At 44.2% G+C, this 26320-nt stretch carries 26 protein-coding genes and 4 pseudogenes; 5 read left to right on the top strand and 25 right to left on the bottom strand.

What is annotated here, in order from left to right; genetic code table 11:
• Positions 1-48: 48 nt before the first annotated feature.
• The 10 genes and pseudogenes from M1D71_RS15190 to M1D71_RS15145 form a co-directional block, all read right to left on the bottom strand.
• Positions 49-1563, bottom strand: a complete 1515-nt coding sequence (locus M1D71_RS15190; RefSeq protein ID WP_458122636.1) for an extracellular solute-binding protein — start codon at positions 1561-1563, stop codon at positions 49-51.
• A 54-nt stretch (positions 1564-1617) separates the two neighbouring features.
• Entirely contained in the window at positions 1618-2496 is an 879-nt protein-coding gene (locus tag M1D71_RS15185) for a carbohydrate ABC transporter permease (protein ID WP_458122635.1), read from the bottom strand.
• A 60-nt stretch (positions 2497-2556) separates the two neighbouring features.
• The gene (locus M1D71_RS15180; RefSeq protein WP_458122634.1) at positions 2557-3543 is read right to left on the bottom strand and encodes an ABC transporter permease; all 987 of its coding nucleotides are present in this window, start codon (positions 3541-3543) and stop codon (positions 2557-2559) included.
• An 845-nt stretch (positions 3544-4388) separates the two neighbouring features.
• Positions 4389-4529: pseudogene (locus M1D71_RS15175) on the bottom strand (arsenic metallochaperone ArsD family protein); the annotation flags it as partial.
• A 57-nt stretch (positions 4530-4586) separates the two neighbouring features.
• Positions 4587-5006, bottom strand: coding sequence for an arsenate reductase (thioredoxin) (gene arsC, locus M1D71_RS15170; protein ID WP_047843093.1), 420 nt, complete (start codon positions 5004-5006; stop codon positions 4587-4589).
• A 25-nt stretch (positions 5007-5031) separates the two neighbouring features.
• Positions 5032-6327 (bottom strand): arsenic transporter, encoded by a 1296-nt coding sequence (locus tag M1D71_RS15165; RefSeq protein ID WP_458122633.1) that lies wholly within the window; start codon positions 6325-6327, stop codon positions 5032-5034.
• Positions 6328-6399: 72 nt separating this feature from the next.
• Positions 6400-6726 carry an ArsR/SmtB family transcription factor gene (locus tag M1D71_RS15160; RefSeq protein ID WP_458122632.1) on the bottom strand — a complete coding sequence of 109 codons (327 nt, stop codon included), beginning with the start codon at positions 6724-6726 and terminating at the stop codon, positions 6400-6402.
• Positions 6727-6873: 147 nt separating this feature from the next.
• Positions 6874-8277 carry an NAD(P)-binding domain-containing protein gene (locus tag M1D71_RS15155; RefSeq protein ID WP_458122631.1) on the bottom strand — a complete coding sequence of 468 codons (1404 nt, stop codon included), beginning with the start codon at positions 8275-8277 and terminating at the stop codon, positions 6874-6876.
• Between the two features lie 80 nt (positions 8278-8357).
• On the bottom strand, positions 8358-8816 hold the full coding sequence (locus M1D71_RS15150) for a MarR family winged helix-turn-helix transcriptional regulator (protein WP_458127260.1): 459 nt from the start codon (positions 8814-8816) through the stop codon (positions 8358-8360).
• A 66-nt stretch (positions 8817-8882) separates the two neighbouring features.
• Positions 8883-9083: a hypothetical protein gene (locus M1D71_RS15145; RefSeq protein WP_458122630.1), complete on the bottom strand. Its 201-nt coding sequence runs from the start codon at positions 9081-9083 to the stop codon at positions 8883-8885.
• Between the two features lie 81 nt (positions 9084-9164).
• Between M1D71_RS15145 and M1D71_RS15140 the strand changes: the two genes are divergently transcribed.
• The gene (locus M1D71_RS15140; RefSeq protein ID WP_458122629.1) at positions 9165-10526 is read left to right on the top strand and encodes a TolB family protein; all 1362 of its coding nucleotides are present in this window, start codon (positions 9165-9167) and stop codon (positions 10524-10526) included.
• A gap of 292 nt (positions 10527-10818) precedes the next feature.
• On the opposite strand, the gene M1D71_RS15135 is transcribed toward M1D71_RS15140, so the two are convergent.
• From M1D71_RS15135 to M1D71_RS15105, 7 genes and pseudogenes are all read right to left on the bottom strand, one after another.
• Positions 10819-12069: an MFS transporter gene (locus M1D71_RS15135; protein WP_458122628.1), complete on the bottom strand. Its 1251-nt coding sequence runs from the start codon at positions 12067-12069 to the stop codon at positions 10819-10821.
• A gap of 117 nt (positions 12070-12186) precedes the next feature.
• The gene (locus M1D71_RS15130) at positions 12187-12465 is read right to left on the bottom strand and encodes a hypothetical protein (protein WP_458122627.1); all 279 of its coding nucleotides are present in this window, start codon (positions 12463-12465) and stop codon (positions 12187-12189) included.
• Positions 12466-12864: 399 nt separating this feature from the next.
• A complete protein-coding gene (locus M1D71_RS15125; protein ID WP_458122626.1) occupies positions 12865-13752 on the bottom strand; it encodes an RCC1 domain-containing protein in 888 nt (295 codons plus the stop codon).
• A 209-nt stretch (positions 13753-13961) separates the two neighbouring features.
• Positions 13962-14039: pseudogene (locus M1D71_RS15120) on the bottom strand (ABC transporter ATP-binding protein); the annotation flags it as partial.
• A 55-nt stretch (positions 14040-14094) separates the two neighbouring features.
• Positions 14095-14799: a peptidase G2 autoproteolytic cleavage domain-containing protein gene (locus M1D71_RS15115; protein ID WP_458122625.1), complete on the bottom strand. Its 705-nt coding sequence runs from the start codon at positions 14797-14799 to the stop codon at positions 14095-14097.
• 511 nt (positions 14800-15310) lie between these two features.
• Positions 15311-15478, bottom strand: coding sequence for a hypothetical protein (locus M1D71_RS15110; protein WP_458122624.1), 168 nt, complete (start codon positions 15476-15478; stop codon positions 15311-15313).
• A gap of 207 nt (positions 15479-15685) precedes the next feature.
• Complete coding sequence (locus tag M1D71_RS15105) at positions 15686-16231, bottom strand: helix-turn-helix domain-containing protein (RefSeq protein ID WP_458122623.1); 546 nt, start codon at positions 16229-16231, stop codon at positions 15686-15688.
• Between the two features lie 364 nt (positions 16232-16595).
• Here M1D71_RS15105 and M1D71_RS15100 point away from each other — a divergent pair, with 364 nt between their 5' ends.
• Together M1D71_RS15100 and M1D71_RS15095 are read left to right on the top strand one after the other, a co-directional pair.
• On the top strand, positions 16596-17369 hold the full coding sequence (locus M1D71_RS15100; protein ID WP_458122622.1) for an MBL fold metallo-hydrolase: 774 nt from the start codon (positions 16596-16598) through the stop codon (positions 17367-17369).
• A gap of 38 nt (positions 17370-17407) precedes the next feature.
• Entirely contained in the window at positions 17408-18409 is a 1002-nt protein-coding gene (locus tag M1D71_RS15095) for an alpha/beta hydrolase (RefSeq protein WP_458122621.1), read from the top strand.
• 164 nt (positions 18410-18573) lie between these two features.
• Here M1D71_RS15095 and M1D71_RS15090 read toward each other — a convergent pair whose 3' ends face one another.
• The 4 genes and pseudogenes from M1D71_RS15090 to M1D71_RS15075 all read right to left on the bottom strand — a co-directional run.
• Positions 18574-19293, bottom strand: coding sequence for a hypothetical protein (locus M1D71_RS15090; RefSeq protein ID WP_458122620.1), 720 nt, complete (start codon positions 19291-19293; stop codon positions 18574-18576).
• Positions 19294-19406: 113 nt separating this feature from the next.
• A complete protein-coding gene (locus M1D71_RS15085; protein ID WP_458122619.1) occupies positions 19407-20771 on the bottom strand; it encodes a sensor histidine kinase in 1365 nt (454 codons plus the stop codon).
• Between the two features lie 71 nt (positions 20772-20842).
• On the bottom strand, positions 20843-21550 hold the full coding sequence (locus M1D71_RS15080) for a response regulator transcription factor (protein WP_458122618.1): 708 nt from the start codon (positions 21548-21550) through the stop codon (positions 20843-20845).
• Positions 21551-22028: 478 nt separating this feature from the next.
• Positions 22029-22400, bottom strand: a pseudogene (locus M1D71_RS15075) (TetR/AcrR family transcriptional regulator); the annotation flags it as partial.
• A 23-nt stretch (positions 22401-22423) separates the two neighbouring features.
• Here M1D71_RS15075 and M1D71_RS15070 point away from each other — a divergent pair.
• Positions 22424-22633 (top strand): annotated as a pseudogene (locus tag M1D71_RS15070) (SDR family NAD(P)-dependent oxidoreductase); the annotation flags it as partial.
• 423 nt (positions 22634-23056) lie between these two features.
• Here the strand turns inward: M1D71_RS15070 and M1D71_RS15065 are convergent.
• The 4 genes from M1D71_RS15065 to M1D71_RS15050 form a co-directional block, all read right to left on the bottom strand.
• Positions 23057-23347, bottom strand: a complete 291-nt coding sequence (locus M1D71_RS15065; protein ID WP_458127259.1) for a GNAT family N-acetyltransferase — start codon at positions 23345-23347, stop codon at positions 23057-23059.
• Between the two features lie 192 nt (positions 23348-23539).
• Positions 23540-24025: a nitroreductase family protein gene (locus M1D71_RS15060; protein ID WP_458122617.1), complete on the bottom strand. Its 486-nt coding sequence runs from the start codon at positions 24023-24025 to the stop codon at positions 23540-23542.
• A gap of 17 nt (positions 24026-24042) precedes the next feature.
• Positions 24043-24627, bottom strand: a complete 585-nt coding sequence (locus M1D71_RS15055) for a nitroreductase family protein (RefSeq protein WP_458122616.1) — start codon at positions 24625-24627, stop codon at positions 24043-24045.
• A gap of 11 nt (positions 24628-24638) precedes the next feature.
• Positions 24639-25121 carry a MarR family transcriptional regulator gene (locus M1D71_RS15050; RefSeq protein WP_458122615.1) on the bottom strand — a complete coding sequence of 161 codons (483 nt, stop codon included), beginning with the start codon at positions 25119-25121 and terminating at the stop codon, positions 24639-24641.
• A 573-nt stretch (positions 25122-25694) separates the two neighbouring features.
• Between M1D71_RS15050 and arr the strand changes: the two genes are divergently transcribed.
• Positions 25695-26111 (top strand): NAD(+)--rifampin ADP-ribosyltransferase, encoded by a 417-nt coding sequence (gene arr, locus M1D71_RS15045; protein WP_458122614.1) that lies wholly within the window; start codon positions 25695-25697, stop codon positions 26109-26111.
• Positions 26112-26320 lie beyond the last annotated feature (209 nt).

The following is a 26320-nucleotide window of genomic DNA, read 5'->3' as shown; positions in this document are numbered from 1 at the left end:
GGCCCTCCTGTGTACACCCTGCTTTTTCGGAATGACTCCGCCGGTCGTTTATTGCGCCGCTTGACGGTCGGCATAAGCCTGATTCAGCTCATCCGTAATTTTTTGCAGATCCGAATCGTTTTTCAATTTCTCGACATAATTGTCCCAGTCCGACAGCGACTGCTTGCCGAGTATAATTTTGGTTTTCATATCCTGAATATTCTTCGCCAGCTCAGGTCCCACCGAAATATTTGTTTCCGAATACAATCCAATCGCTTTGTCAGGAACACTTATTTCTGCACGCTCGTCGATAATCTTTTTGTTCCGCACAAAGATCTCCTGCGGCATGCCGCCCCGATACGCGCGCATATATTTGTCATAATTCATGAAGATTTGACCAAGCGCCTGCGAACCAACGATATCGGTCTTAGCCTGCTCCGTCGCCATCTTGATTCCGTTCTCTTCGGTATAATGAACGCCTTCTAGACCGTAGCTAGCCAGCGTTCCGCCTTCTTCCGACGCGCCGTAGTCCATCAGTTCAAGCAGTTTTTTCAGTTTTTCTTCCGATACGGTCTTGGGAATCACGAACATCCCGAAAAATCCGCCGTCTTTGTTGGTCCAGCCGTTCATCGAGATGAGCGGCAGGAAATCCGCGTCCGGGTTGCTCTTCAGATTAGCTTCCATCGGCTCCCACGCCGCTTCGACGGTGTTGACGGCGCCGCCGGCACGGCCCGCATTCAGCTGGTCCTTGGTCTGGCTCTCTTTCAGAACGGCGAGATCTTCCGAAATCAACCCTTCAGCATAAGCTTTGCTCAACCATTCCAGAGCGTCGCGCATTTCCGGCATCAGGTTAACGTTGACCAGCTTGCCGTCGACCTCTTTCCAATCTCCGGTATTTTGCGTGAATGCGCTAACGATTGCCCCATAGCTGCCGATATTATTTTGATTGACCAATCCTGTGAATCCGATCGTATCGTCTTTACCGTTGCCATCGGGATCGTTTTTTGTAAATGCTTTGAGCACTTCGTAAAATTCGTCTGTCGTTTCCGGAATGTCCATGCCTACATTGTCCAGCCAGTCTTTACGCAGGAACAGGAATGGGCCTCCTTCGACCGGACGTACACGAGGAATCCCGTAGTTTTTGCCGTCGGCCTGCTTGGTGTTGATCCAGGACTCTTCCGGAAACCCCGACAGGTTAGGGTAGTCTTGAATATAAGGCGTCAGATCCCAGAATGCGCCCTGCTGCACCATGGTACGTACCTGAGCCGAGAAGGGATCGTCGACCAGCATCAGATCGGGAATATCGCCCGATGCCAGCGTAACGTTCACCTTGTCGCCGTAGCTGTTCGGCGATACCCAGGTGATATTGAGATCGGTATTTGTCTTCTTTTCGATCTCTTGAACGATTACATTGTCCGCTCCGGGCGGTTCCGGGGTGAAATACATCGACATGATACTGACTGGCAACGGCTTTCCATCTTCTGGAACGCCGGATGCCGCATTTTGATTGCCGCAGGCCGTTGCAGCCAGGGACAGCACCATAATTGACACCAATCCCAACTTCGCTCTCATTTTCTTCCTCATTCTGAATCTCCCCTTTTCTTCGGATAGGTAATCAAACTCTGCTTGTACTTGCGCTTACTCTTTTACCGAACCGACCATCGCGCCCTTTGCGAAATGCTTTTGCAAAAATGGATAGACCATCAGGATCGGAATGGTTGCGATTACAACAGCGGCCATTTTCAACGTTTCCGACGGAATCTGCTGCTCGGCCGTCATCTCGGCCGCTGCCGTTCCTCCCGACGCCGTCGACGAGTCGATCAGCATGTTTTGCAGCAGGACTTGAAGAGGCTGCTTGTTGAAATCGTTGATGTAGAGCAGCGCCGTGAAGAAGGTGTTCCAGTACGCTACGGCGTAAAACAGGCCGAATGCGGCCAGCGATGGCAGTGACAGCGGTAGAATGATACGCCACCACACGCCGATATCGTTACAGCCGTCGATACGGGCCGCTTCTTCCAGGCTGGGCGGGATACTGTCAAAGAAACCTTTCATCAATAATACATACCACCCGCTGGTCAGCACCGGCAGAATTAGCGACCAGATACTGTTGATCAAATGGAGATCGCGGATTAACAAGTACGGCGGAATAATACCGGGATTGAACAGCGTCGTCAGCAGAATCAACAGCATCATCACCCGCCGCCCCTGCAGCCGTCTTCGTGACAGGGCATAAGAGAGACAGGATGTCACGAACAAACTGAGCGCCGTGCCGACGGTAGCCAGAAACGCACTGTTGCCCATCGCACGGATAAAAGAATCGGTGGACAACAAATACCGGTAAGAATCGAGACTCCACTTTTTCGGGAAAAGCGTCGCTTTGTTACGAATGAATTCTGCCGGGTCGCTAAACGATACGACCAGCACGTAATACAAAGGAAACAACGTGACCAGACCGATCACAGTCAGAAAAAATAGATTGGTCGCATTGAATAGACGATCGCTTTTGGACTGGAGCATAAAAAACTCGCGCCTCCTTTCGTTTCTTCACATCGATTGGAACTTCCTATGAACCTTTTCTTAATAAACACCTTCTTCGCCGAATTTCTTGGCTAGCTTGTTCGCTCCGATAACCAGGATCAGACCTACAACCGATTTGAACACGCCGACGGCGGTACTGAAACTGAGTTGGCCCTGCTTGATACCAAGCCGATACACATAAGTATCGAATACATCTGCAACTTCGGATACGGCGCCGTTCATCATCAGGAAAACCTGTTCGAAACCGACGTCCATAATATGTCCAATCCGCAGAATAAGCAGGATGATTACGACCGAACGGATGCCCGGCAGTGTAATATGCCAGATCTGCCGGAAGCGTCCCGCTCCGTCGATCTTCGCTGCTTCGTTCAACTGCGGATCGATCCCGGCCATCGCGGCAAGGAACAATACCGTACCCCAGCCTGCATCTTTCCAGATCGATTGAACCGTCAGCAGACCCCAGAAGTAATTGGGATTGGTCAAAAAGTCGATTTTGTTAAATCCGGCCGCTGCCAGCAGTTGATTGATGATGCCTTCGCCGGTAGACAGAAGAAGAAACGTTATGCCGACGATAATGACCCAAGACAGAAAATGCGGCAGATAAACGATCGATTGGATCGTTTTACGGAACTTGTTGCCGCGCAGCTCGTTCATCATGACCGATAACAAAATTGGCAGCGGGAAGAAAAAAATCAGCGACAGTAAATTGATCGCCATCGTGTTTCGGAACAAGATCAGAAAGTCGGGATTCGAAAAGAAACGGATGTAATGTTCGAACCCGACCCACGGACTCGCCCACATGCCTTGATAAGGCGAATAATTTTGAAACGAGATCATGATCCCCCACATCGGCACGTACTTAAATAAGATAAAGAACACGATGCCCGGCAGTGCAAGCAGATACAAAAAGCGATCGCGCTTGATGCCGTTCCAGATGCTTCGTCTTCGCTCCGCAGCCTGGCTTTTCTTTTTCTTGTATGCGCTTTCTATTTTGCCTTTGCCGGCTGTGTCCATTCGTGAAGCCATATTCCCACACCTCCATCTGCTGGTTTACCGTTCACCCGATAAGTTCCATGCTCCGGCATGTCCGGGAGCGGTTAACGTCAGCATAGGGTCTGAGGCCGTTTCCGGCAATCGACGCTTTTTGCGGCGTTTCGTTTCACAAAGCAAAGAGGCTTAATATAGGGTATCCGATAACAATAATCAACAAGAAAAAGCCCAAAAATCCGCTGATATACTGCGAATTTCCGGGCATTGACTTTTCTTGCAAGCGTAATTAATTCGCTTATTGGCGCGTATTACGGCTGTTAACAGAAGGGGGTGAACCGTATCATATTTTCAATAGGCAATGCTTTTACCCCTTGATACAAAAGCATATTCACCATCTTCTCCACTTCTTTGCTAAAGTAACTTAGACGAGCTTGATTTATCCATCTTAAATGGGGTCACAGTTCCAGTTGAAATAATTCCGAGTATTGAAGCTGGTCTCTTGATCATAATCCATCCTTCAGCGTTTTAGTCACTCAAAAGAGGCTCACCGCTCCCAATTAGATACTCATCTAATCTGTAACCGGAATATGTTCTTGTCCTTTTCGGTAATGGAACCAAGTTCTTGTCCCGCTACTGTTTCGTGTGTTGGCGTTGTTCCCATCCTCCTCACTTTAAGAAGTTACTTTCATCCGATGAGTCGGTTGTGGAGGCAGTGGACTAAAACATTCGTGGTACGTTTGTTCCCAAACCGTTCCCAGGTCCTGATCATTTACTTAAAAATCCATCTACCCACTGCTGAGGATCGAATGCTTTTCCATCCGGATGCTTCACGTCACCCAGCATATTCATCCACGCAAGCTTGGCTTCGCCTTCAGCATGAAATTATAGCGAGATACCCGAAACTGTTTCTTCTGCAGATTATGGACGACAGCAGATACACGAATCAGTTCCGGATCAACACCTGGACCACATACGCCAGAAGAACAACACATCGCAGGATCGTAGATCTCCATTGTTTTCAACACGAACACCCCTTTCGAAATTAGAAAAGCCGGGAAACATTCTCCCGGCAGTTTGTATTATTTGCCGGTTTCAGCGAACGTTTTAATGCGCTCCCCAATCTGGTCACGAACCCTTTGGAATACAGCCCATTTCTCTTCATCTGTACCTTGCGCTTTGGCAGGATCATCGAATCCCCAGTGTTCCCGCTTGACATGTGGTGGTGTCATTGGACATTTATCCGCGGCGTCTCCACACAATGTGACTACAAAATCAGCATTGTTCAACAATTCTGAATCAATGATATCGGAAGTTTGAGTAGAAATATCCAGGTCAACTTCGTTCATGGCTTCCACTGCTTTTGGATTCAGACCGTGTGCCTCAATCCCCGCACTATAAATGTTCCAGTCCTCACTTAGATATTTCTTGGCCCAGCCTTCGGCCATTTGGCTCCGGCAAGAGTTGCCTGTGCACAGGAAGTACAGTGTTTTTTTACTCATGTTCATCGTCTCCTCTTTGTTTGAATTATAGAATGCTTAACCACAGATACAGACCCACTAGCGTAATAAGCAGAGTCGGAACGGTGATAATGATACCTGTCTTGAAGTAAGTGCCCCATGAGATTTTGACGCCTTTCGTGCTAAGCACATGAAGCCAGAGCAGCGTCGCCAGTGAACCGATCGGGGTAATCTTGGGACCCAGGTCTGATCCAATAATATTGGCGTAGATGAGCGCCTCCCGAACCGTTCCTGTAGCCGTTGTTGCATCAATGGCAAGAGCATCAATCAGCACGGTAGGCATATTGTTCATCAGGGATGAAATGACTGCCGCAATAAAGCCCATACCAATCGTTGCAACAAACAATCCCTGATCCGCCACAGCCTGAATGACCACGGCTAGGAGATCCGTTAAACCCACGTTACGTAGACCATAGACCACGACATACATGCCGATGGAGAAGAATACGATGGCCCACGGTGCTTCTTTGACAACCAATGCAGTCGGTACAGCAGAACTGCGGGAAGCCATGATCAGGAAGAATATTGCGACAACACCTGCTACAAGAGATACGGGAATACCGACGAATTCACTGGTGAAGTATCCAATGAGAAGAACACCCAACACCACCCACGACAACCGAAACATTTTCATATCCTTAATGGCAGTTACTGGTGGTTTCAATTCGCTCGCATCAAAGCGTTTGGGAATACTTTTTCGGAAGAAGAGATACAGAACGCCGATACTTGCAACCAGTGAGAACAGATTCGGAACAAACATCCTTCCTGCGTACTCCATGAAGGTAATGCCAAAGAAGTCGGCAGATACAATGTTGACCAGGTTACTTACAACCAGTGGCAAAGAGGTCGTATCCGCAATAAATCCGCTAGCCATAATAAATGGAAATACTTTTTTCTCATCGAAATTCAGTGCGCGTACCATGGCTAGAACAATCGGCGTCAGAATCAGTGCGCCTCCATCATTGGCAAAGAAGGCAGAAACCACAGCTCCCAAGATCGAGACGTAAACAAACATCCGGACACCATTGCCGTGAGCAGCCTTGGCCATATGTAAGGCAGCCCACTCAAAAAATCCGATACGATCCAGAATTAACGAAATCAGAATGATCGCTACAAATGCAAGCGTGGCATTCCACACGATTTGCGTCACATCCCATACGTCCTGGAAATTGACGACACCCACAAGTAGAGCGAGAATTGCTCCGCCGCAAGCAGACCAACCTATGGACAGGTTTTTAGGTTGCCAGATGACGAGGACTAACGTAATTAAAAAGATAATGCAGGCTAACAACGTGGAAAACAAAACCTTCCCCCTCTTTCAGTTCCTCTAAATTTATATTTGTATATAACAATATACTTATATACTAATTAAAAATTAATTACAAACGGATGTAAAGTTCTCTTTATTCAAGGACTTAAGAATCGTTGCCGTGTCCGGCATCAGTTCCAAGACAGATCTAATATAGGGTGTATTCTCTACATTTAAAGAGTAGTATACCCATTGGCCACGTTTATTCTCTTTAACCAAGCCTTGATCCTTCAGCTTGCGCAAATGCTGACTAATTCCAGGTTGTGACATGTCTAAAATCTCTACAAATTCACACACGCACCATTCACGTTCTTTGAGGAGTGTAAGTATAGTAAGACGTGTTTTATCGCCCAGCAATTTAATCTTATCCGCTGCTTCTTGAATAGAATCCATATCACTTCCTCCTTCCGTTAAATATAAGTGCATGCTTATATTATAATATAAAAAAATTGAAGTCAACGTTTAATTCAAATTAACCTAAAAAAGCGTTGGTTCAAATTAGAACCAACGCTTCGGGTGTTCGTAAGCTCTCTTCCATTTTCAATTGGTACAAGAAGTACTGCAATCACTCTTTTCCGCAGCTACCGCCTTCACTTGCCGGCGATTGACACTGCATACACCGGTCTCCGGTAGATCCAGCTCTACTTTTAAAGCGGCTGCTAGATCACCGACTAAAAAGGCCACAACGGATCGAACCTGTTCATATCCTGTAGCCATCAGGAAAGTAGGTGCACGTCCATAACTCTTCATACCTACAATATACAATCCTTGTTCCATCTGACGGAGTTCGTTCTCCCCATGTGGACGAACGGTGCCGCAGCTATGAACATTCGGATCTATTAATGGTGCCAGGGTTTCGACACTTTCGGTAATCTGGTCAATGCTAAGCCTCAACTCTCTTAAGAAGGTAAAGTCGGGTCTGCTACCTGTATTCACAATGATCTCATCCACTTGAGCTATTTCCTGAATAACACCACGTTGCTCTCCAATGATGGTGACTTGATTGCCTTTCTGCTGAAGTTCCTGAATATGAAATGGCGTTATCACGTTGACCTTTCCAGCATCAACGAGTTGATGAATTCGACTTCCTAGTTTACCTCTGGCTTCCAGTTGATCATTCGCTTCTCCACCATAAGCTTCCTCTACTTGATCTCTTCTCATCAACCAGGTCAGTTTTGTACCTGAATCCATTTCTTGCAGACCGGATAGATCAAGTAACGTATTCAAGGCCGAATGCCCACCTCCTACAACGGCAACATGTTTATTCGTGTAACGCTCCCGCGCTTCCCCTAGTACATCCGGAATGCCATAGAATATACGGTCATGAAGAACTTTCTCTCCAGGAGTGAGTACACCACTAGAAAGCACAGGGTTAGCGTGTTCCCACGTTCCTGAAGCATCGATCACAGCTCTAGCTTCATACCGACGGTTCTTCCCCTCCTCTTCAACATAGATCATAAAGGGTTGTTTCTCGCGGCCTACGGTTTTCATTTTATCTGTATTTTTGCGACTAATCCCCACAACACGTGTATTTAAATGAAGATCCGTTTGAATTTTCGGAAGTTTTGCGAGCGGAAGTAAATACAGATCACGCAGCTCATGTCCCGTCGGTAATTCGTCTGGAGATGGGGCAATCCACCCATTCTTCGTCAACAACCTTTCTGCTGCTTTATCTACGTTATACTGCCATGGCGAAAATAGACGAACATGGCCCCACTTGGAGATATTCTCACCTACTTTACTCCCCGCCTCAAAAATGATAAATGATTGGCCAGCTTCAATCAGATGTGCTGCTACTGCCAGACCAATAGGCCCAGCACCAATGATGGCTACAGGTAAATGAGATAGCTCTCCTTGGTGTACAGGCTCTTGAAGAGAGATCTGCTTTTCCGTGAGCGTAGGTGCACAACAGGACTCGACTGGTTTGAATTCAATGTTATTCATTTCAAATGACCTCCAGTAGTTAGTTAAATATATTTGCAAATTACAAGTATCAGAGAAATGTAACGGGGTAATATCGCTCATTACCCCACTGGCGTACAGCACATTTTCGATTTTAACATACTATCATTCAGCAGTTTAACAGATTGCATAACGATTGCTTTTTCTGTATCGGTCATGAAAGAAAAAACCTCTTCCAGATGTGTATTCATCCGATGATCTATAGCTGTCGCTACAAACTTCCCCTCTACCGTCAATCTCAGAATGTATACTCTCCGATCTTCAGGATGAGGTGTTTTTAAGACCAGGTTTTTCTTAATCAACGTCTGTATTTGACGACTAAAGGTTGTAATATCCATGGCTAGCGTTTCGGCAATTTGTTGCATGGATGGCTCATGTTGATGGTCAATTTCATATAGGATATGACTTTGGATTAAAGATATTTCCTGCTCTCCAACCGTGCAACAATTTTTATCCAGCAAGCCGAAGCGACGTACCATGATCTGTAATAACTCTCTTGGGTTTTGGTTATCCGGCAACATGATCACCTCTGTGGTGCCTATTATAAACATATTATTTGTATATTGCAACTATTGTGTATTCTTCTGCTATTTCACATCGTTTTGAATATTAATGATGACTTCAAGTTCTTTTTTCTGTTCGTCCGTCAGCTCAGTCGCACATTTTGTAAGCAAAATATCGGCTAGTACAGCACCTGCCGGTTTATCTTCCACATGTTGAATGGCATTTAGCAAACCTTTGTATCCTTTGGAGCCTTTTTGCTTGGATTCGGTTGTATTTGAAGACACAACAAATGATTAATCATTCGCCTATTTCCTTTTACTTGAATACATTGTAGTGAAATCAAACCTGAAGGGCGGAAATCAAAGATGAATCTTGCTGATCGTGAAGCGATCCTTTTCACTTCAAATGTTGGGGGTGGTTCGTACGACATTTGGCTTTATCAACCTTTAACAGGACAGACCATTAAGCTAACCCAAGATCTTGGTGAGGAATTTTCGATTCCATATTGGTCGCCAGATGTCCGGAACTTCGCCTTTATCGGCAAAAAAAATATCGTGTATGTATTCAATCTAAACAGCAGGGAATTGGCACAAATTGATCAAATTGACGCTTATACTTTACTGAGCTGGTCACCGGATAGTCAATACTTGAGTTATGTAAAAAACGGACGAATTGTGATCTACAATATCAACTCCCATGCCAGCGGTTCGATCATTCAACATGGAGCCTCAGATGTCCAGTGGTTTCCTTCAGGAGTGGCTCTCCTGTTTGCAGCTCCGGATGAAGCAGGCAATACCCAACTATATAAAATCAACCGAGATGGCATGAACAAACAGCAATTAACTCAAAATACTGAGGGTCCTCTCCACAATGTCAGAATATCACCTAACGGAGAGTTTGCCCTATATACTTCCCCAGGAGCCAGCATTTCCTTGATTACAACGGTGAACCTGACAACAGGAGCAAGCTACCAACTTAAAGGTGGACCTCAGGCGAAAAACTATTTCCCCGAATGGTCCCCGGACTCTTCAATCATTGCATACAGTGCCACCGACATCGTGGATAATCAATATGTTTCTTTAATCCAGACTGACAGCCGAGTTGGAGAGCAACAAAAAACATGGGCAGTCTCCACCTGCTTCTCTACCCCTTTAAGTTGGTCGCCGGATGGGAACCGACTCGCTTACTTATCAGGATGTAATAATCAAGAACAAGCAAACGAAATTTGGATTATTGATGTAAGGACACCTAATAACCCGGTCAAAATTGTTGAAGCAAGGTGGATTACAGCTCTAAGTTGGTCCCCACGAGTGCATGATGTTCATCCATATGGATTATATCTCAATCAGGTATACAAGGTATCTTTCTATTATCCGCGAAGCTGGCACAAAGTTACCGAAGAACGATTCGAAGGAGCGGACGGATTTTTTCAGATATCCGCGATCTCTTCTGAGGAAGGAATTCACGAGGTATGCAGAGCGGAAGCTTTTCATATGTTGAAACCCTATGGGGCAAACCCCCGAATTTTCCCTGTTATTATTCAAGCACAAGAAGCCTGTTTCGTATTTCCTTCGGAGGACCAACCCGTGGAAATGAGAAATCAGGCGGCACTTATTGTAAAATATCCTGCTCCTGTTGTGATTCAAGGAAATACGTATTCATATTTCATCTTATGGGCTAATCAAAATCACTTGATTTCACTGGGAAAGACACTTATTTTTATTTAAGGTAAACATTAACCGATATGTAATTATTAATAACTCATACATGAAAAAGAGAGCAAAACGAAATCATCGTTTTGCACCCAGCAGGATTGTGGATATTAGCGAGATGTAAGTAAGTCCTCAGCCATTTTGACCAGATCTTCTTTCCGTAGACTGCTGTCTGAATTATCAGAAATTTCGTACAGCAAAATGATTGGTGATATTGTTGGTCTTAACCACATCAGGGAATGAAGAAGAACCGATCACTTCTTCATGGCCGGCTCTTCTTCATTAAATTTTTATAAGTATCGCGAAATTATGTCTCTTGTGCAATATGTGCGTTATCCGGCGCTTTTTGGTTCATGATCGGAACCATGACCATTGCGCCAAGAAGAAATAATAATCCTGCACCGCCATAGATCGTCCCCAGTGAAAAGGCATCCTTTAACGCGCCAGCAAAAGACATGGAAACGACCATCATGCCAACGAACATCGGATTCAGAACCCCATTCACCCGGCCGACAATCGAAGCCTCTGACCATTTCAGAATCATTGTGCTGATCCCAATATGAATGCAAGGGAAAACAAGTCCATTCAGAAATTGAACGGTCAGGGTGAGCGGAACGCTTGTCGAATACCCTACAATGGCTGTGCAGACTGCGCCTGCGATCATACCTATCGCTAGAAGAATCTGCGGCGGAACCCGCTTGGCGAAGACGGCTACGATTCCGCCACCAATCAGCATAGCTGCACCATTTACCATTAGCAGATATTGCAGGAACTCCTCGCTCCTGCCCAGCCGCTCTGTTACGATAAACAGGTTGAGCGCTTGAGCTACGCCAACAGCGAGTCCCGCGAGAATAAACGCAAGTCCGAGCATCCGCAGTACTTGGCTTTGCCAAACATAGCGGAAGCCTTCAATGAATTCTTTACGGAACTGCCCTTTTACAGCGACGGTTTGAGCTTGCATATTATCCTCTGGCAGACGAATAAGAACGAGTGCGGAGAGCAGAAAAACTACGCCCATGACAGCGATCGATATTTCAAGGCCAAAAGTGCTGTAAACCAAGGTTCCGAGCATAGGACCAAGCACCATGAAGATGGCCATCAGCGATTGGAATAGAGCCATCCCTTGCTGCAGCTGTTCTTCCGGCACATGATACTTAAACAATCGCATGCTTGAAGGTTGAGAGAACTGCGAAAGAATAGCCGAGATGAATGCGACAAGGTAGACGGAGTGCCAAGAACCGTAATGTATGGTCAGAAGTACTACGAATACCGATACCGCGGATAATAAATCGCACCAGATCATCGTTCGCTTCGGCCGCCAGCGGTCGGCAAATGTACCTCCGATGAACGAAAAAACAAAAATTGGCGCGAATTCTGCTACGCTGATTAGCGAAATGGCGTATGGATCATTGTTTGTTCTATCCGCAACGTACAGGAGAATAGCGAAATTACGTACCCAGATGCCAACCTGCAGGAGCACGCTTGATAATAAAATCGTCTGCAGGAACCGATTGCGAAACAGGCTTGGCGCATTAATGCTTTTTTCGTCCCTATTCAATCTTTTCAACCTCCAATTTGTCTATAAAGATGCCCATTTTGAGTAAGATATGACTCTCCTTTCAATTCCTAATTATACGGACTTCATCATCGTTCACCTCCTACTAAAGACTGAAATTTAGAGTCCGGATTGGATCGATATTTTGAATTTTTCACTACGTTCCCGCAAGGCAATATGGAAGTGGATGAAAGATAAGGCAACGGAAAAAGCAATCAAAATGATCAGATTCAAGGATAGTTGCCCCATGGATACCCTTTGCTGTAGGTTGCTAAAGGTATCCAGAAGCCAATACTGGGGAAGAAAATGCGCGAGCTGCTGCATAGTTGCTGGCATTAATTCAAGCGGGAACATACACCCAAACAGCAAGCTGCTAGGTATAAGGATCATATTCTGCATGCCGCACAACCAATACAATCCCGTTTTCAGTTATGCTAAAAACCCTCCATAGTTAGAAAATTAACACCACTATAATTAGAATATTTGTTCTGTTTGTTGTAAATGACTGAACCAGGGATCATTAAACTAACCTGCCCGTTAGCTTAATGTAACAGATAAAATATTCTAATCGACAGTGATACCAAGTTTCTAATCTTTTCAGCAATGGAACTGAGTTCGTGCCTTCAGAAAGCGAATTGTGCTTTTATCTCGCTACATAAGTTCTGTCATGATTATATATAGATAACAATCTAATTCGAAATGACGCAATGTTCTTGTTCTTTTCGGCAATGGAATCAAGTTCTTGTCCTTAGCTTGGGACAAGAACTTGTACCGATTAAATAAAAGGCTAAGGGCGGTTTATTGTTGGATGCTGCTCCATCCTCTTACATCACATTGTCCATAATCATTATCACCCACAGCAACCATCGTACCATCAGATTTCAGTCCGATCGTATGGGCACACCCTGCCGAAATAGCCCTAATTTCGTACCAACCACTTAAATCGCATTGGTGATGTTTATTCAAACCCACAGCAACCATCGTACCGTCAGATTTAAGGCCAACGGTATGATAACTCCCCGCTGCAACTGCTACAATATCGTGCCAGCCGCTTACGTCGCATTCACCTTCATTATTTCGCCCTACAGCCACTACCGTGCCATCCGATCTAAGTCCAACAGTATGAAGATACCCCGCTGAAACAGCCAATATATCGCGCCAGTCGTTTACGTTGCATTGGCGATACTTATTGTTACCAACTGCTGTTACCGTTCCGTCTAATTTTAGCCCGACTGTATGCCAGTCACCCGCTGTGATCGCTACAATATCATGCCAGCTGCTCACGTTGCATTCACCTTCATTATTTCGCCCCACCGCAACCACCGTGCCATCTGATTTAACCCCAACAGTACGGCACCAACCTGCCGCAACTGTTACAATATCGCGCCACTCGCTTACATTGCATTGGTCATGCTTATTCCAACCTACAGCTGTTACAGTACCGTCAGATTTAAGACCAACGGTATGGGCATTACCCGTGTTCATCGCCATATGTACATTACCAGCAACGACTGCGACGATATGGCACCAATCGCTTACCTTACATTGACCGTATTTATTATCACCCACTGCCATTACCGTTCCGTCAGATTTAAGACCAACGGTATGACGACGACCCGCCGCTATGGTATCGTTACGTAATCGTTTCGTCTCTAACACCGTTTCCCTCCGTGAATTGTAGTCCATATTTCACCTTCACAAATTGAGATCCTGCCAGTCCCTACGTTAGCTCAACAGTAAGTCATCCGTCGAAGTCTAGCGTTCGTATCTTTCACTGAAAACAGTCAAGAGGACATTAACATATTATTCTTATTCGATGTTGTATTCTAATACTCCTAGCTGTCAAGATAGCGGAACCACGCGAAGTACTGCCATCCTCGTTTCAGTCGCGTATTGTCAAGCCTACGGCGCATACCACCCGAATACGTAGATGGCTTACGATTGGCGGCGTCGGTTAAGCCGAAACGTCTCATTCAAGTATAGTCCATCAGTTGATCGGCTGCTTTCCTTTTTAAAAGTGATCTCATATCAGTTTTCAAGCCGAAGGGCTGAGTCCACGAGTATCAGTATTTGCTTTTCTCCTGTATGTTTCATTACTCGATAGCCTGCTCTAGCTTCGGTTGCGATTCCTTCTTCATTAGGTACACAGTAGCCTCCTAGTTTACAAGATCCATCATCACGTACGAGTAATTTACCTAATAGTCCCACAGGTACCCATTCTGGTCTTTGAAGACGTGGAATGTACTTTTCTTCAGAGTTCCATTCAGGATTCAACATCGGTTCCTTTTTTATATAAGAAAGTTCAATTATATTTCCTTTATTATCTTTAAAATCTGGTACCTCCACATCATGGTACTGAATTCTACCCCACTCATCTTTTACAAAAAGATTATGCCAACGGAGGTCACTTGAGTCCGCAATAACGGCTGGAGTGGCACTGACTACCCCAATGATGTAATAATCATTAGCATTTGCTTTCCGAATTTTCTCATTTTCTCCCAGTGTAACGAAAAAACCTACATCAATCGGGTTACCATCTTCTGTTTCAAACATCTCTGCATAATCCGCTGCAGCTGGAGACAATAAAACCCCGTCTAAATAGAGATTACCAGTCAATCCTTCGATAACTGCAGAGTTTAAAGTTGGACCCACAGCAAGACCATTTGCTAAATGCCAGGAAAATGGAAAACGTGGGGCCCCATTTTGTCCCATGATATGAGAACCGACATGCACTGCTTGAGTGTTATCTCCTTCTGCATGAGAAGTTAAACCACTTGCAGTTGTTTGGAAACCTTCAGCATGAGAGGCTCTTCCTAATGCAATATTTCCAACTCCCTCTGCGTGTGAAGCCTTACCACTGGCGGTATTTGAAATCCCTTCTGCATGCGAAGCAGTATTACTTGCTGTAGTTAACTGACCTTCATTATGTGAGTCTACTCCGCTAGCCGTTGAACTGTTCCCTTCGGCATGTAAATGCGGTCCAGTAGCCGCTGTAAGATATCCTTCAGCATGAGATGCTACCCCAGAAGCGGTTGTTGATGTTCTGATATCCTTCTGCCTCAGAACATGAACCGTTTGGATTCTGATTACAATTATTAAGCAACTCGTTTCACTCCTTTTTAGCGGTTTGAAAATTTAACACCTGACCTGCTATGTGCCTTCTTGTGTTGTATTTTTCTGAGTTATGTAATAGAAGGAATGCCTGCCATGGGCTAACCTCCTTAAAACTAACTTGTCCGTTAGCTTAATGAAATACGGCAAAATAACGATTAGATATATCCCTAATCGGAAATAGGAACATGTTCTTGTCCATTCCGGCAATCGGGTAGCGTGTCTCCACGCCACAACTCGTTCCTTCCTCATCGATCACTACGTATTCTTGAGCATTTATTACCCGGGTATAATTATCCACTTCCTCCTATACGATCAAAAAAACGTAGATCAGAGTATGTTCTCGTAAATTCCGATAATTACTTTGACTTGCCTCCGGCTTAAATGTTTAGATAAAACAAAAAACCACGCTAGTCGTGGTTTAATACTCAAGGTTTTAAATTTTGTATTATTACTGTCTTAAAAATCGGTTTATATGTTTCAATTAATTCTGAGCGCAGCATTAATTTTAAAAAGTGGGAGGCGCCACTACAGCAATAACTACAGTTTCTCCTTTCCATACATTCTTATAGCTATGCGGCGTCCTAGCATCGAAGTAGATACTATCTCCCTCTTCCAGCGTATATCTGTCATTTCCAAGCACAAACTCCAAGCCTCCCGACTGCACATACAGAAACTCCTCGCCTTCACTGTGTCCTACACCAATATCTCCAGAGGTCGCACCTTCTTCTAGCACGCCCATTAATGGCCCCATCTTGTTATTACTTCCCTCACTAAGGGAATACCACGTAATACGAGAGCCTTCAGAATGCACCAGGGGTTTACGTTCGTTTTTTCTCACAACAACGCTGTGCTCTTTCTCTCCAAATAGATCGGTAAAATTAACGTTCAACGCATTAGCGATCCGTTTGAGCACACTGATGGATGGATTCGCTTTGTCACGTTCTATTTCGCTGAGAAACGATAATGAGATAGAACCTGCTTTTGCCACTTCTTTAAGTGTTAATTTCTTTTGCTTGCGTGTATTTCGGATGACCTCGCCGATCGAATTCATGTTGCATTTCTCCCACATATTCATTTTTCCGCTGTCAGCGAAATTTATATACTGATATTAAGCAAAATAACTAGCAATAGCAAGCATTCTGACATAGGTTCAATTACGGTGTAAAAACGTTGATTTAACAGCATTATTGGACTAAGATTTTAGTAAGGCTGATGTGCAAGTAAGTTCCCGGGATATTTACTTTTTTATATAGGATTTCATTTTCAGCGAAATTCCAACGAAAGCGATGTGGCATATGACGAGGCTACCTAAGATTTACACCGTAGGTGATACTACCGTAACTAGAGTTACTGAAATGATAATTAGTGGCGTTCCACCTGAAGTTTATTTCCCAGGAACATGGGATCCTACTTTTTTGGAAGAAAACCAAGATACCCTCCCCGAGGGCTTGATTGACGAAAATTCTCAACTGATTGTGAGTATCGGCACCTGGGTCGTGAAGACGCCCCATCATACGATTCTTATAGATACTGCTACAGGTAACGATAAAAACCTGCCACTCAATCCGGATCTTGCCAATCTTCAGTTGCCTTATCTCGATCGGCTTCAAGAGGCAGGAGTTACTCCAGAAAAAGTCGATTACGTGTTACTAACCCACTTGCATGTGGATCACGTCGGTTGGAATACCAAGCTCGTTGATGGCAAATGGGTACCGACATTCCCGAATGCCAAATACGTATTCCCGCTTAAAGAGCAAGAGTATTACTCCAGTGGAGCAAGTCATAACAAAGAAAATGAAGCCAACTTCAATGTTTACGAAGAGAGCGTACTTCCTGTCGTAGAGTCTGGTTTGACCGAAACGATCGGCCCAGAAGGCGGAACGTTTCTAGATCTATTTACATTTATTCCGACGCCAGGTCATAGTATTGGACAGATGTCCATTCGTCTTTCATCGGGTGGTGAGGAAGCTCTGTTCGGCGCAGATATCATGCATCATCCATTCCAGGTCTTAAGACCAGATTGGAATTCGATGTATTGTGAATTTGGTGATCAGGCGCGAATCTCACGTCGCTGGGCGCTAGAATACATTGCCGATCGTCCCATTATTTATTTCAGTACGCATTTCCCAGAGAGTTCTGCTGGTTATGTCACCCGAAGCGAAGACGGCTTCAACTGGCGGTTTATATAAGACATCATCTAATTCATCAAAGAGAGGCGAACCCTATCATGTCTAACAACACATTCAATACATCGATCCCCATCGTTTCTGAGAATTTTAAAATAGCTAGCGATACACCGGGGATTGAGTTATCCGTCCTAAATAAACGTCCTGCATCTATGAATGTCTTCACAAATGAAAAAACAATTGTCATGGTTCATGGTGCAACTTATCCAGTAGGCAGCCTGTATGATGTGGAGCTCGACGGCTTTTCCTTCCTAGATTACCTCGCTAGTCACGGCTATGATGTCTATGCAGTAGACGTACGTGGCTATGGCGGATCCATAAGACCACCGGAAATGGAACAGCCTGCTGATCAGAATCCTCCACTTGTCCGTACAGAAACTGGCGTTCGTGATTTCGGATCGGCTGTAGAATTTGTCCTAAAACACCGTAATCTATCCAAGGTCAATATACTTGGGATGTCTTGGGGGGGGACAGTAGCTGGGGCATATACAAGCTTTAACAACAATAAGGTGAACAAGTTAACTCTAATCGCTCCGCAATGGCTGAGCACTAAGCCAATCCCGATTGATACTGGCGGCCCGCTTGGTTCTTATCGCCTTGTGCCCGCAGGTTCTACGAAGGAACGCTGGTTAAGTGCTGCTCCTGAAGGGAAACGTGACGATCTGCTTCCTGAGGGTTGGTTTGAGAAATGGGTTGAAGCCACTCTCGCAACTGATCCTAATACTCAGTCCGTTCACCCTGAACATATTCGCGCTACCAACGGACCGATTCTCGACATCCGAGAGTATTGGACGGTTGGCAAAGCGTTCTATGAACCTAAAGACATCACTGTCCCTGTACTCCTCGTTCATGCGGAATGGGATATTGATGTGCCGTTAGATTTGGCGCAAAACTTCTTTACTTCCTTAACCGGAGCTGCTTATCGGCGTTGGGTGGAAATTGGAGAAGGCACTCATATGGTACTGCTTGAGAAAAATAGAGTTCAAGCGTTCCAAGCTGTTCAATCATTTCTAGACGAGAATTATACACCGGCGGGTCAATAACGTTAATATCGATATCATTCTAAATTTATCCGGTCCGGGTGAACACAAAAAACCATCAATCTTTTCAGACTAACGTTCTATAAACGAGAAAATACCTGCCCCTCTCTAGGGCAGGTATTAAAGGTGAATCGCAAGAATGGTTTACCAACATCAATCACTAAATATTAGTCCAAAAGGCTGTAGATCTGAATGCTCTCCACCTTGGCATCCTTGATATGAAACGACATCACATCCACATAATTGGATGGCTCGTAACGGAAGTCATCCTCCTCATTAGGAGCTCCATCACCAAGCAGTTTCCCCTCAGGGTAGGCGTTCTTGAGTGTATCCAGGCTATCTCCTGCTTTAATGTTTCGCACTGTCGCGTACTTAGGATCTGTCATTTCGATATGAAAGATGGAGTCTCGCTTCCCCTCCGGTATACTGATTGTTTTAATCTCCAGACCAGGATACGTATAAACCTTTTCTGTAAAACCGATTAACGTATCCATGTTTGTTCCATCGTCGGCACTGTACGTATGAGATTTCAGGTTATCCGGTTTGCCCAGCATCTGTTCCATCTGATCTTCATTCGCTGTATCCGAAACCGCAATGGTGTGCTCATTATAGACAAAAGCAAGCTCCTTCAGCACCACATTGCCTTCCTTCTCCATCGAACCTTCCTTAATAGCTTCAGCACTTGGTCCTTCCGAATTTTCTGAAGCAGGCGCAGTAGAATTTGATGCTCCTTCGCCTTTGGCCTGTTCGTCGGGCGTGTTTTTTTCAGCTGAGTTCTGCGCCACTTCTGGCGACTTGGCACCATTGGACTGACAGCCCGTCAGTGCCATCGTTAGTAAAATACTCACCAGGATAACAGCTGTAGCTTTGTTTTTCAATTTCATCATGATCCCTCCATAAATGTGTGATTTCTTCTTATGAAGTGATTATAAAAAAAGCATTTGTTAGTCTAATAACAGAATTGTATCAATCTTGTAACGTTAACTATTTACGCGCGTGTTTACGCACGAGGTAACACAATCGTAACGGTCGTTCCTTCCCCGATTTGACTTTCCATGTCGATATATCCATTAAACCGCTCTACAATCTCTTTGCAAATAGAAAGTCCAAGACCTGAACCGTTCGCTGTGCTTGCATTTTTTGCCCGATAAAAGCGTTCCTGCACTTTCTCCAGCTCATCGCCCGCGATACCGATACCTTGATCACGTATCCGTATAACTACCTCGCTTGGTGTATGTGTAAGCTTCAATTCGATTAGCGATGGACTGCCTGAATATTTGATGGCATTGTCCACAAGGTTGGCGATCGCATGGGACATCAGCATTGGATTCACATTGGCGTGGACTCTCGTCAGAAGCTTGTCTTCCGGTTCCGCTTCCGCTTCCGCCTCCGCCTCCCTGAACATAATCTCGATTCCTTTATCTTTGGCCTTGGCACCCATACTCGTTGCGACTTGTTGAATTAGTTCGTTCATTTCCGTCTTCCGGGCTTCCAGTTCATTAGAACCAGCCTTGTCGAATCGGGATAGCAACAACAGTTCATTAATCAAGCGCGTCAGCCGATCCGATTCCTGCAGCAGATGAGCGTAGATTTTTTGCAGCTCTTTGTTCTCGTTCTCCCCTTCAACCAAGTATTGAGAGAAACCACGAATGGCTGCCAAGGGTGTTTTTAACTCGTGAGATACGTTGGAGACAAATTGTTTCTGGTACTGAATGTAATCATGAAGCTGCCGCCCCATAGAATCCAGCCCATCTGCCAGCATGCCCAGCTCATCCTTCCGGTTTAGATGAACTCTCCGAAACTCCTGTCTAGAGAAACTTTGCGCAGCACCAAGCAACAGCTTAATCGGCTTGGTTGTGTTGCGGGCAATCCACAGACTGGATAACGTAATCAGTACAATAAATCCGCCTGCACCCGCAAACAGGATATAACGGATTTGATCCATAATCGCATAAAAGTAGGAAATGTCCTCCACGAACTCATACACATAAGCGTTTTCGTAATATTGATTCTGAATGGGAGTTGCAAAATAAAGCAGATGATCTTCCGTTACGGTGTAGGCATAACTGCCGCTCAGGGCTTTCTGAATATTCTTTTCAAAAATAAGAGATTTGCCATCATTAATGATGATGCCATCCACAGCCAAGCCCAGCAACTGCTTGGAGCTATCATAGATACGCACTTCCTTGCCTGAAGCTTTCAGCTTCTCCAGAGCAAGTCTGACGATTTCTTTGATCTGCGGCTCTCCTGTCGATGATCTATGCTGTGCCAACACCTCACGGAAGGACAACTCGGACAGATCCGCCTTCCCCATCATCTGTTTTTCAATGGTAATGAAGCTGTAGTAATCGATGGCTTTATTCACCGCAAAAATGATGATGCCAAAGGACAGCACGGAGAAAAATAAATAATTCAGCAGTAACCGGGTTGCATACTTCAGGCCTCGCCACCTCCAAGTTGATAGCCAAATCCATAGATCGTCCTGACATACTTCGGTTCGTCCGCGTTATCCTCCAGCTTCTTCCGTAATCGCATGATGGTCATATCCACACTGCGACTGTCTCCCATAAAGTCATATCCCCATCCGATTTGCAGCAACTCATCCCGGGTAAAGATTTTGTCTGGCCTTTTGAGTAACGTTTCCAGAATTTTAAACTCTTTGGCCGTTAAAGACACGGGGACACCGTTTTTCAGCACCCTTCGGCTTTCCAGATCAAATGTCAGCTCTTCATGAATGATGCGTGTAGATTTCACTACGGTTCCTTCACTTGATTCCTCCTTGCTCTCGTTTCTTCTCAGAATCACCTTGATCCGAGCGAGCAATTCACGATTGTCAAAGGGTTTGGTCATGTAATCTTCCGCCCCTAGCTCTAGTCCGAGCACCTTGTCAATTACCTCATTTTTGGCAGAGAGCATGATCACAGGAACGGCACATTTCCCGGTGATTTCCTTGCACAGGTCATATCCGGAGCAGTCAGGCAGCATCAAGTCAAGCACCACCAGGTCCGGCCCAAAAGCATCCAGCAGCTGCAGGGCTATTTTACCGTTTTCAGCCGTTTGAACGACGTAGTTTTCTCTTCTCAATACGAGCTCAATTAAATCTCGGATTGCGACTTCATCGTCAATGACAAGTATTTTCTTCAATGTGCACCCCTTCTAGCCTTGTTCCCCAGCTAAAAATCATAATTTACCCTCATCTTAGCACAGACCCTTTAGAATCCTCCACCAACTGGAAGATGAGGTATATTCCAATGAGCCCAACATAACTTGTAATAAACCCGAAGAAAGGAGAACATTCCATGGATCTGCTCTGGGTAATCATTGTTGGTGGACTTATTGGCTGATTCGCGGATTTCATATTATTCCAGCCATCGTTGGCTCGAGTATTGCCCTGCTCATCTTCTTCGCTCTGGCACGCGGCGGAGCCTTTCGAAGACGTTAACAAAGAGAGTCGGAAACCAATACGTCGTTCATTAGATATTTTTATAAAGACGCTGCCAGTGCATAAAGGTACAGGATAAACATAAAAGGACCGAAAGCATTCATCGATGGAAGATGAACACTTACGATCCTTTTATGTTTTGTACTGATTTCATCCATTCTTTCAGTGCTTGAATAACCTGATGAAGTTGTTCCTGTCCTGATCGAGATTGATTGAATCCAGATGTTCAATCAGACTTTTTCTGAACATGGCCTCCATTTGGTTACGAAATACCATGCTTCCCTTGCTCTTCAGCATAATCGAGTAGAAAGAAGCATGCTGCTCCAAATATTCAAAAGTGTGAAATAGTGCGGTTTTGGAAGGAAGATGAACCAGGTCATCTCCAGACATACAATGTCGAAGCAACTGGTTAATCTCAGCTGCTATGCATTGCTCGCGCAGATCGTACTTGTCATCGAAATGCAGATACACCGTTCCTCGATTGACATTCGCTTCTGCCGCAATTTGATTAATCGTTATGCTCTCGAATTCCTTTTCTGACATTAGCCTCATAAAAGCATCATTAATCGCTTGCCTTGATTTCTACGGTCGAGACAAACTTGTTAGGTCCAATTCGGTTGACTTCTGCATTAATCGTTCATTTGAATTCCAAAGAAGAAGCTACTGTCATCAACACGACTTCGATCCTTGGTTTTGTACCGTTAGCCGCAACGGCTATATATTCCGCAACGAAGGCAGCGCTTCATACTTATACACTGTCCCAAAGATACATGCTTAAAGACACGGTCTGAACCTCCAAAGATTCATCAAATGTGTTGAACTCTTACTTTACTCTGATTGGTGAGAGCCTCAATCGTTATGCCGTAACGTTGAAACTGTGGATTTAAATTCTGATAGCATCTCTATATAGAATGCAGTTAAGTCATATGAGCATCAAAGCATGGTTTTTGATCTTAATGCAGCCTTAGCGTTTTAATCACTCAAAAGAAATCCAACATGATCATTTAGGTATTTAACTAATCGGTAATGGGAACAAGTTCTTGTCCTTAGCTTGGGACACGAACTTGTTCCAATAAAACAAAAAAAAGCCGATATAATAGCGACTTTAATGGCTATATGTTCTTGTCCTGTCCGTTCTCAAAAGCAGCCGATTACTTTGAACGGCTGCCTTCTTCGTTTCATTAAACTATAGTTTCCCGTTAGTTCAATCATATCAATTCTGAGATAAACATTGGAGTAGCTCCATCCTTTGTATGAAAGCCAAATTTATTATAGAAATCCACTGCATGAGGATAAGAAATTAATACTTTAGTTTTACACCCTTTATATCTATCAAGCATTATATTCATCATTTCCTTACCTATACCCATACTCTGATAACTCGGATTTATAAGCATATAGTGAAAATATACCGTTAAAACACCATCTGACAAAGCATTTATTAAACCGACAAGCTTGCCTCCTTCCCAAGCGGTAACAATTGAATGAGACCCTCCGATTGCTTGTAAGAGCTCGTTTGGATACTTCCCAGACTCCCATTCTACCGAAAGAAATAACTCTTGGAGCGCATCCTGGGCACAACACTTAATTTACCTCAATATACTATTAAAAATAGGTATAGAAAATGGATTAAATCAAGTGGGATTTGTATTTATTCACATTTTGGAGTCTCATCCCATCGTCTCCACCCCTTACAGCAGTTCAAAATGACGTTGAGTCTCAGGTAACTCAGTATTTCCTTTCCACTGATTTGCACCGTATCCCAATTCTAGCACCGCAGCAATGCGCTCGTTACTCAGTACACCAAACATTTCAGTACGGCTCGGGTCGTACATCCAGTCATGCAAGGTACAGCGCACACCCAGACTCTGCTCATGAGCCAGCAAGCGGAAATTCTGAATTAGGCAGCAGACAGCTGCAAAGTCCTCTTCCCGCTTATGTTGATCTGCCTCTTCCTTCACCAAGACCAGAAGATACGCAGGGGCCCGCTCCTGCAATCCGTGCATGATGTCCCCATACCGGTTATCAGCAAAGATAAATCGCCATGGCTCTCGGAGGCCATCATTTGGCGCCCATACGGCATGATTGAGCAATTCAAGGATTAGGTCCTGCGATACCGGTCGTTCCAAAAACTCACTAGGGCCGTCCATATCTCCTTCCAGATCTGACAATTTCATTTTTACATCCTCCTCTTCTATGTAGACTGCCCTCGTAATACGGTCCACTTCTGCTCGGCTGGCGTTCTTTTCCGACTTCTTGGCGCTTTGTCGTAATATCCTATATGAAGAATACCAACAAATCTTTCATCCTCACGTAAGCCAATTCCATTGAAAAAACCTTCATGCTGAATCATGGACTCTGTATCCCACAACATTCCTAACCCTCGTTCCCAGCCCAGCAGTTGGAAGCTCTGCATGACCCCGCAGGCAGCCGCATAATTGCGGTCATTGGTCAGTCGATCCGGGCCGACATTGGACATAACAATGACATGCGCGGGAATATCGGTGAATCTCTTTTTTAAAACCTCCATAAGTTTTCCAGGGATCAGCTTCCCCAGCTTGCTCTGTGACATCTGTTGCATCATGCAGTCCACAAGCCGTCTAGATGATTCAGGAGTTCCGGCATATACCACACGCCACGAGCCATCCTCAACAAATGGTTGAAGCCGTATAGCCTTACGCAGTAATTCAACAACTAACTCCTGGTCCACCGGCGTAGAGTTACATTTACGAATACTCCTGCGCTCCCTGATCAATTCCGCCAGACTCAAATGCTTCACTCTCCTTCGTTCTATCTGGATTCCATATTTATACTGCTGTCTTGAAGAAATTGATGGATTACTTTTAGTTCCGTTTCCGAATATTTGTCGAGAGTACGATAGAAGCGCTCAGCCTCATGTATATGCAGACGTTCATGCAGTTCAAAGATTTTTTTGCCTTGCGGTGACAACCGGAAATAGCTCTCCTTCTTGTTGTCATTCATTTTCGTACGTTTGACGAATCCTTCCTCCAGCAGTTTGTTGCCAATTTTGGTGATACTTGCTTTGGACAAATTCATCACCTCGGCAATACCCGTGTTGTTAATAGGCTCATGCTTTCCTATGCAATCTATCATATGAACCGCGGTCAGATGCTGAGGGATTTTCTCGATGCTTTCTCGCTGGGCGACACTTAGGAAATGCTCGATTTCTGTATCCTTGTGATTCTCATACACATGTAAAAAACGGATAAATTGGTCATGAAGTAACTGTTTTGTTCGATCTTTTGAGATCATCCTTTGATCGCTCCTTATTTACTTGTAAACAAAAATATCATTTGAATAATAGAGTATTTTTAAATAATTTATTATATTTTGTTTACTGGTGAACAATATAACATGAATGATAATGCTTATCAACTATATTCTTTGACATTACACATCACTCTACAATCCCGGACAGAGACCTTCCTTGAACGGAATATCTTTTAACCTACTCGTTAGTTAAACAAAAACAGCCGATCACGCTGATCGGCTGCTTCCTTAAACTTGGGTTATTGGACTAGGTTCTTGGAATTGGCTCGGACAAGAAGCTGTACTGATAAAATAAAAAAGCCGCTACAATGGCGACTTTCAATGGGAGTATGTTCTTGTTTAACAACGATACTAGGGTAAATACAAAAAAAGAAAGACAGTGAAAGCTGCCCCTTCTCCCATAACGACTTACTAATTAAAAACGTAAATGCTAGGTCAGTATCATTCTCTCTACTTAAATTATACCGTTATTTTTTATTTTTTTATAGACTGTTTTTTTTAAAATTCCTACACTATACTGCTAAATACAACCTAAAAAAGAAGAGGTGTATCAGTATGGATGACAAAAAAATGATCGTAGATCAAGGTCCTTTTTTTCATGGTACAAAAGCAAAACTGAAAATTGGTGATTTATTAGAACCACAATTCTTATCAAATTACCAAGAAAAAAATTCTAACCATATATACTTTACTGCAACCTTAAATGCTGCCAAATGGGGTGCTGAATTGGCAAGATCTAATGCAAAAGAAAGGATCTATATTGTAGAACCATTAGGAAATTTTGAAAGTGATCCAAACTTAACTGATAAAAAGTTTCCTGGAAACCCAACACGTTCATATAGATCTAAATCGCCACTTAAAATAATAGCTGAATTAGCTTCATGGGAAAGACACTCCGAAGAAGAGATTAATCACATGATTACATCTTTGAGAAAACTAAGTGAAGAAGGAAAAAATATAATATATGATTAATTTTCAGATCTAATCAGGATTCCAAGAGAGTTCTAGTTTCGCTCAGAGGGAGTCAGGTCTGTATCTCAAGATAAATGTGATTTTTAGTAGGTATACTACTCGTGTTTTCTCTCACTTGATATGGATTAATGTGTGAAAAGATAGTGATTCACGCAGGCTGACATTGTACATCCGATATTTGAAAACACCCAAAAGTCCCTAGAGAGCAT

The sequence above is a fragment of the Paenibacillus sp. Z3-2 genome (genome assembly GCF_054161325.1).
This window is presented reverse-complemented; position numbering and strand designations above follow the sequence as displayed.

What these genes read in the sequence shown, in the direction of transcription:
- M1D71_RS15190 (WP_458122636.1), bottom strand. Translation starts at nt 1,563, where the DNA reads ATGAGGAAGAAAATGAGAGCGAAGTTGGGATTGGTGTCAATTATGGTG.
- M1D71_RS15095 (WP_458122621.1), top strand. Translation starts at nt 17,408, where the DNA reads ATGTCTAACAACACATTCAATACATCGATCCCCATCGTTTCTGAGAAT.
- M1D71_RS15180 (WP_458122634.1), bottom strand. Translation starts at nt 3,543, where the DNA reads ATGGCTTCACGAATGGACACAGCCGGCAAAGGCAAAATAGAAAGCGCA.
- M1D71_RS15090 (WP_458122620.1), bottom strand. Translation starts at nt 19,293, where the DNA reads ATGATGAAATTGAAAAACAAAGCTACAGCTGTTATCCTGGTGAGTATT.
- M1D71_RS15140 (WP_458122629.1), top strand. Translation starts at nt 9,165, where the DNA reads ATGAATCTTGCTGATCGTGAAGCGATCCTTTTCACTTCAAATGTTGGG.
- M1D71_RS15155 (WP_458122631.1), bottom strand. Translation starts at nt 8,277, where the DNA reads ATGAATAACATTGAATTCAAACCAGTCGAGTCCTGTTGTGCACCTACG.
- M1D71_RS15130 (WP_458122627.1), bottom strand. Translation starts at nt 12,465, where the DNA reads ATGCAGAATATGATCCTTATACCTAGCAGCTTGCTGTTTGGGTGTATG.
- M1D71_RS15105 (WP_458122623.1), bottom strand. Translation starts at nt 16,231, where the DNA reads ATGAATTCGATCGGCGAGGTCATCCGAAATACACGCAAGCAAAAGAAA.
- M1D71_RS15160 (WP_458122632.1), bottom strand. Translation starts at nt 6,726, where the DNA reads ATGGATTCTATTCAAGAAGCAGCGGATAAGATTAAATTGCTGGGCGAT.
- arr (WP_458122614.1), top strand. Translation starts at nt 25,695, where the DNA reads ATGGATGACAAAAAAATGATCGTAGATCAAGGTCCTTTTTTTCATGGT.
- M1D71_RS15125 (WP_458122626.1), bottom strand. Translation starts at nt 13,752, where the DNA reads ATGGACTACAATTCACGGAGGGAAACGGTGTTAGAGACGAAACGATTA.
- arsC (WP_047843093.1), bottom strand. Translation starts at nt 5,006, where the DNA reads ATGAGTAAAAAAACACTGTACTTCCTGTGCACAGGCAACTCTTGCCGG.
- M1D71_RS15050 (WP_458122615.1), bottom strand. Translation starts at nt 25,121, where the DNA reads ATGATCTCAAAAGATCGAACAAAACAGTTACTTCATGACCAATTTATC.
- M1D71_RS15150 (WP_458127260.1), bottom strand. Translation starts at nt 8,816, where the DNA reads ATGTTGCCGGATAACCAAAACCCAAGAGAGTTATTACAGATCATGGTA.
- M1D71_RS15185 (WP_458122635.1), bottom strand. Translation starts at nt 2,496, where the DNA reads ATGCTCCAGTCCAAAAGCGATCGTCTATTCAATGCGACCAATCTATTT.
- M1D71_RS15060 (WP_458122617.1), bottom strand. Translation starts at nt 24,025, where the DNA reads ATGAAATTGTCAGATCTGGAAGGAGATATGGACGGCCCTAGTGAGTTT.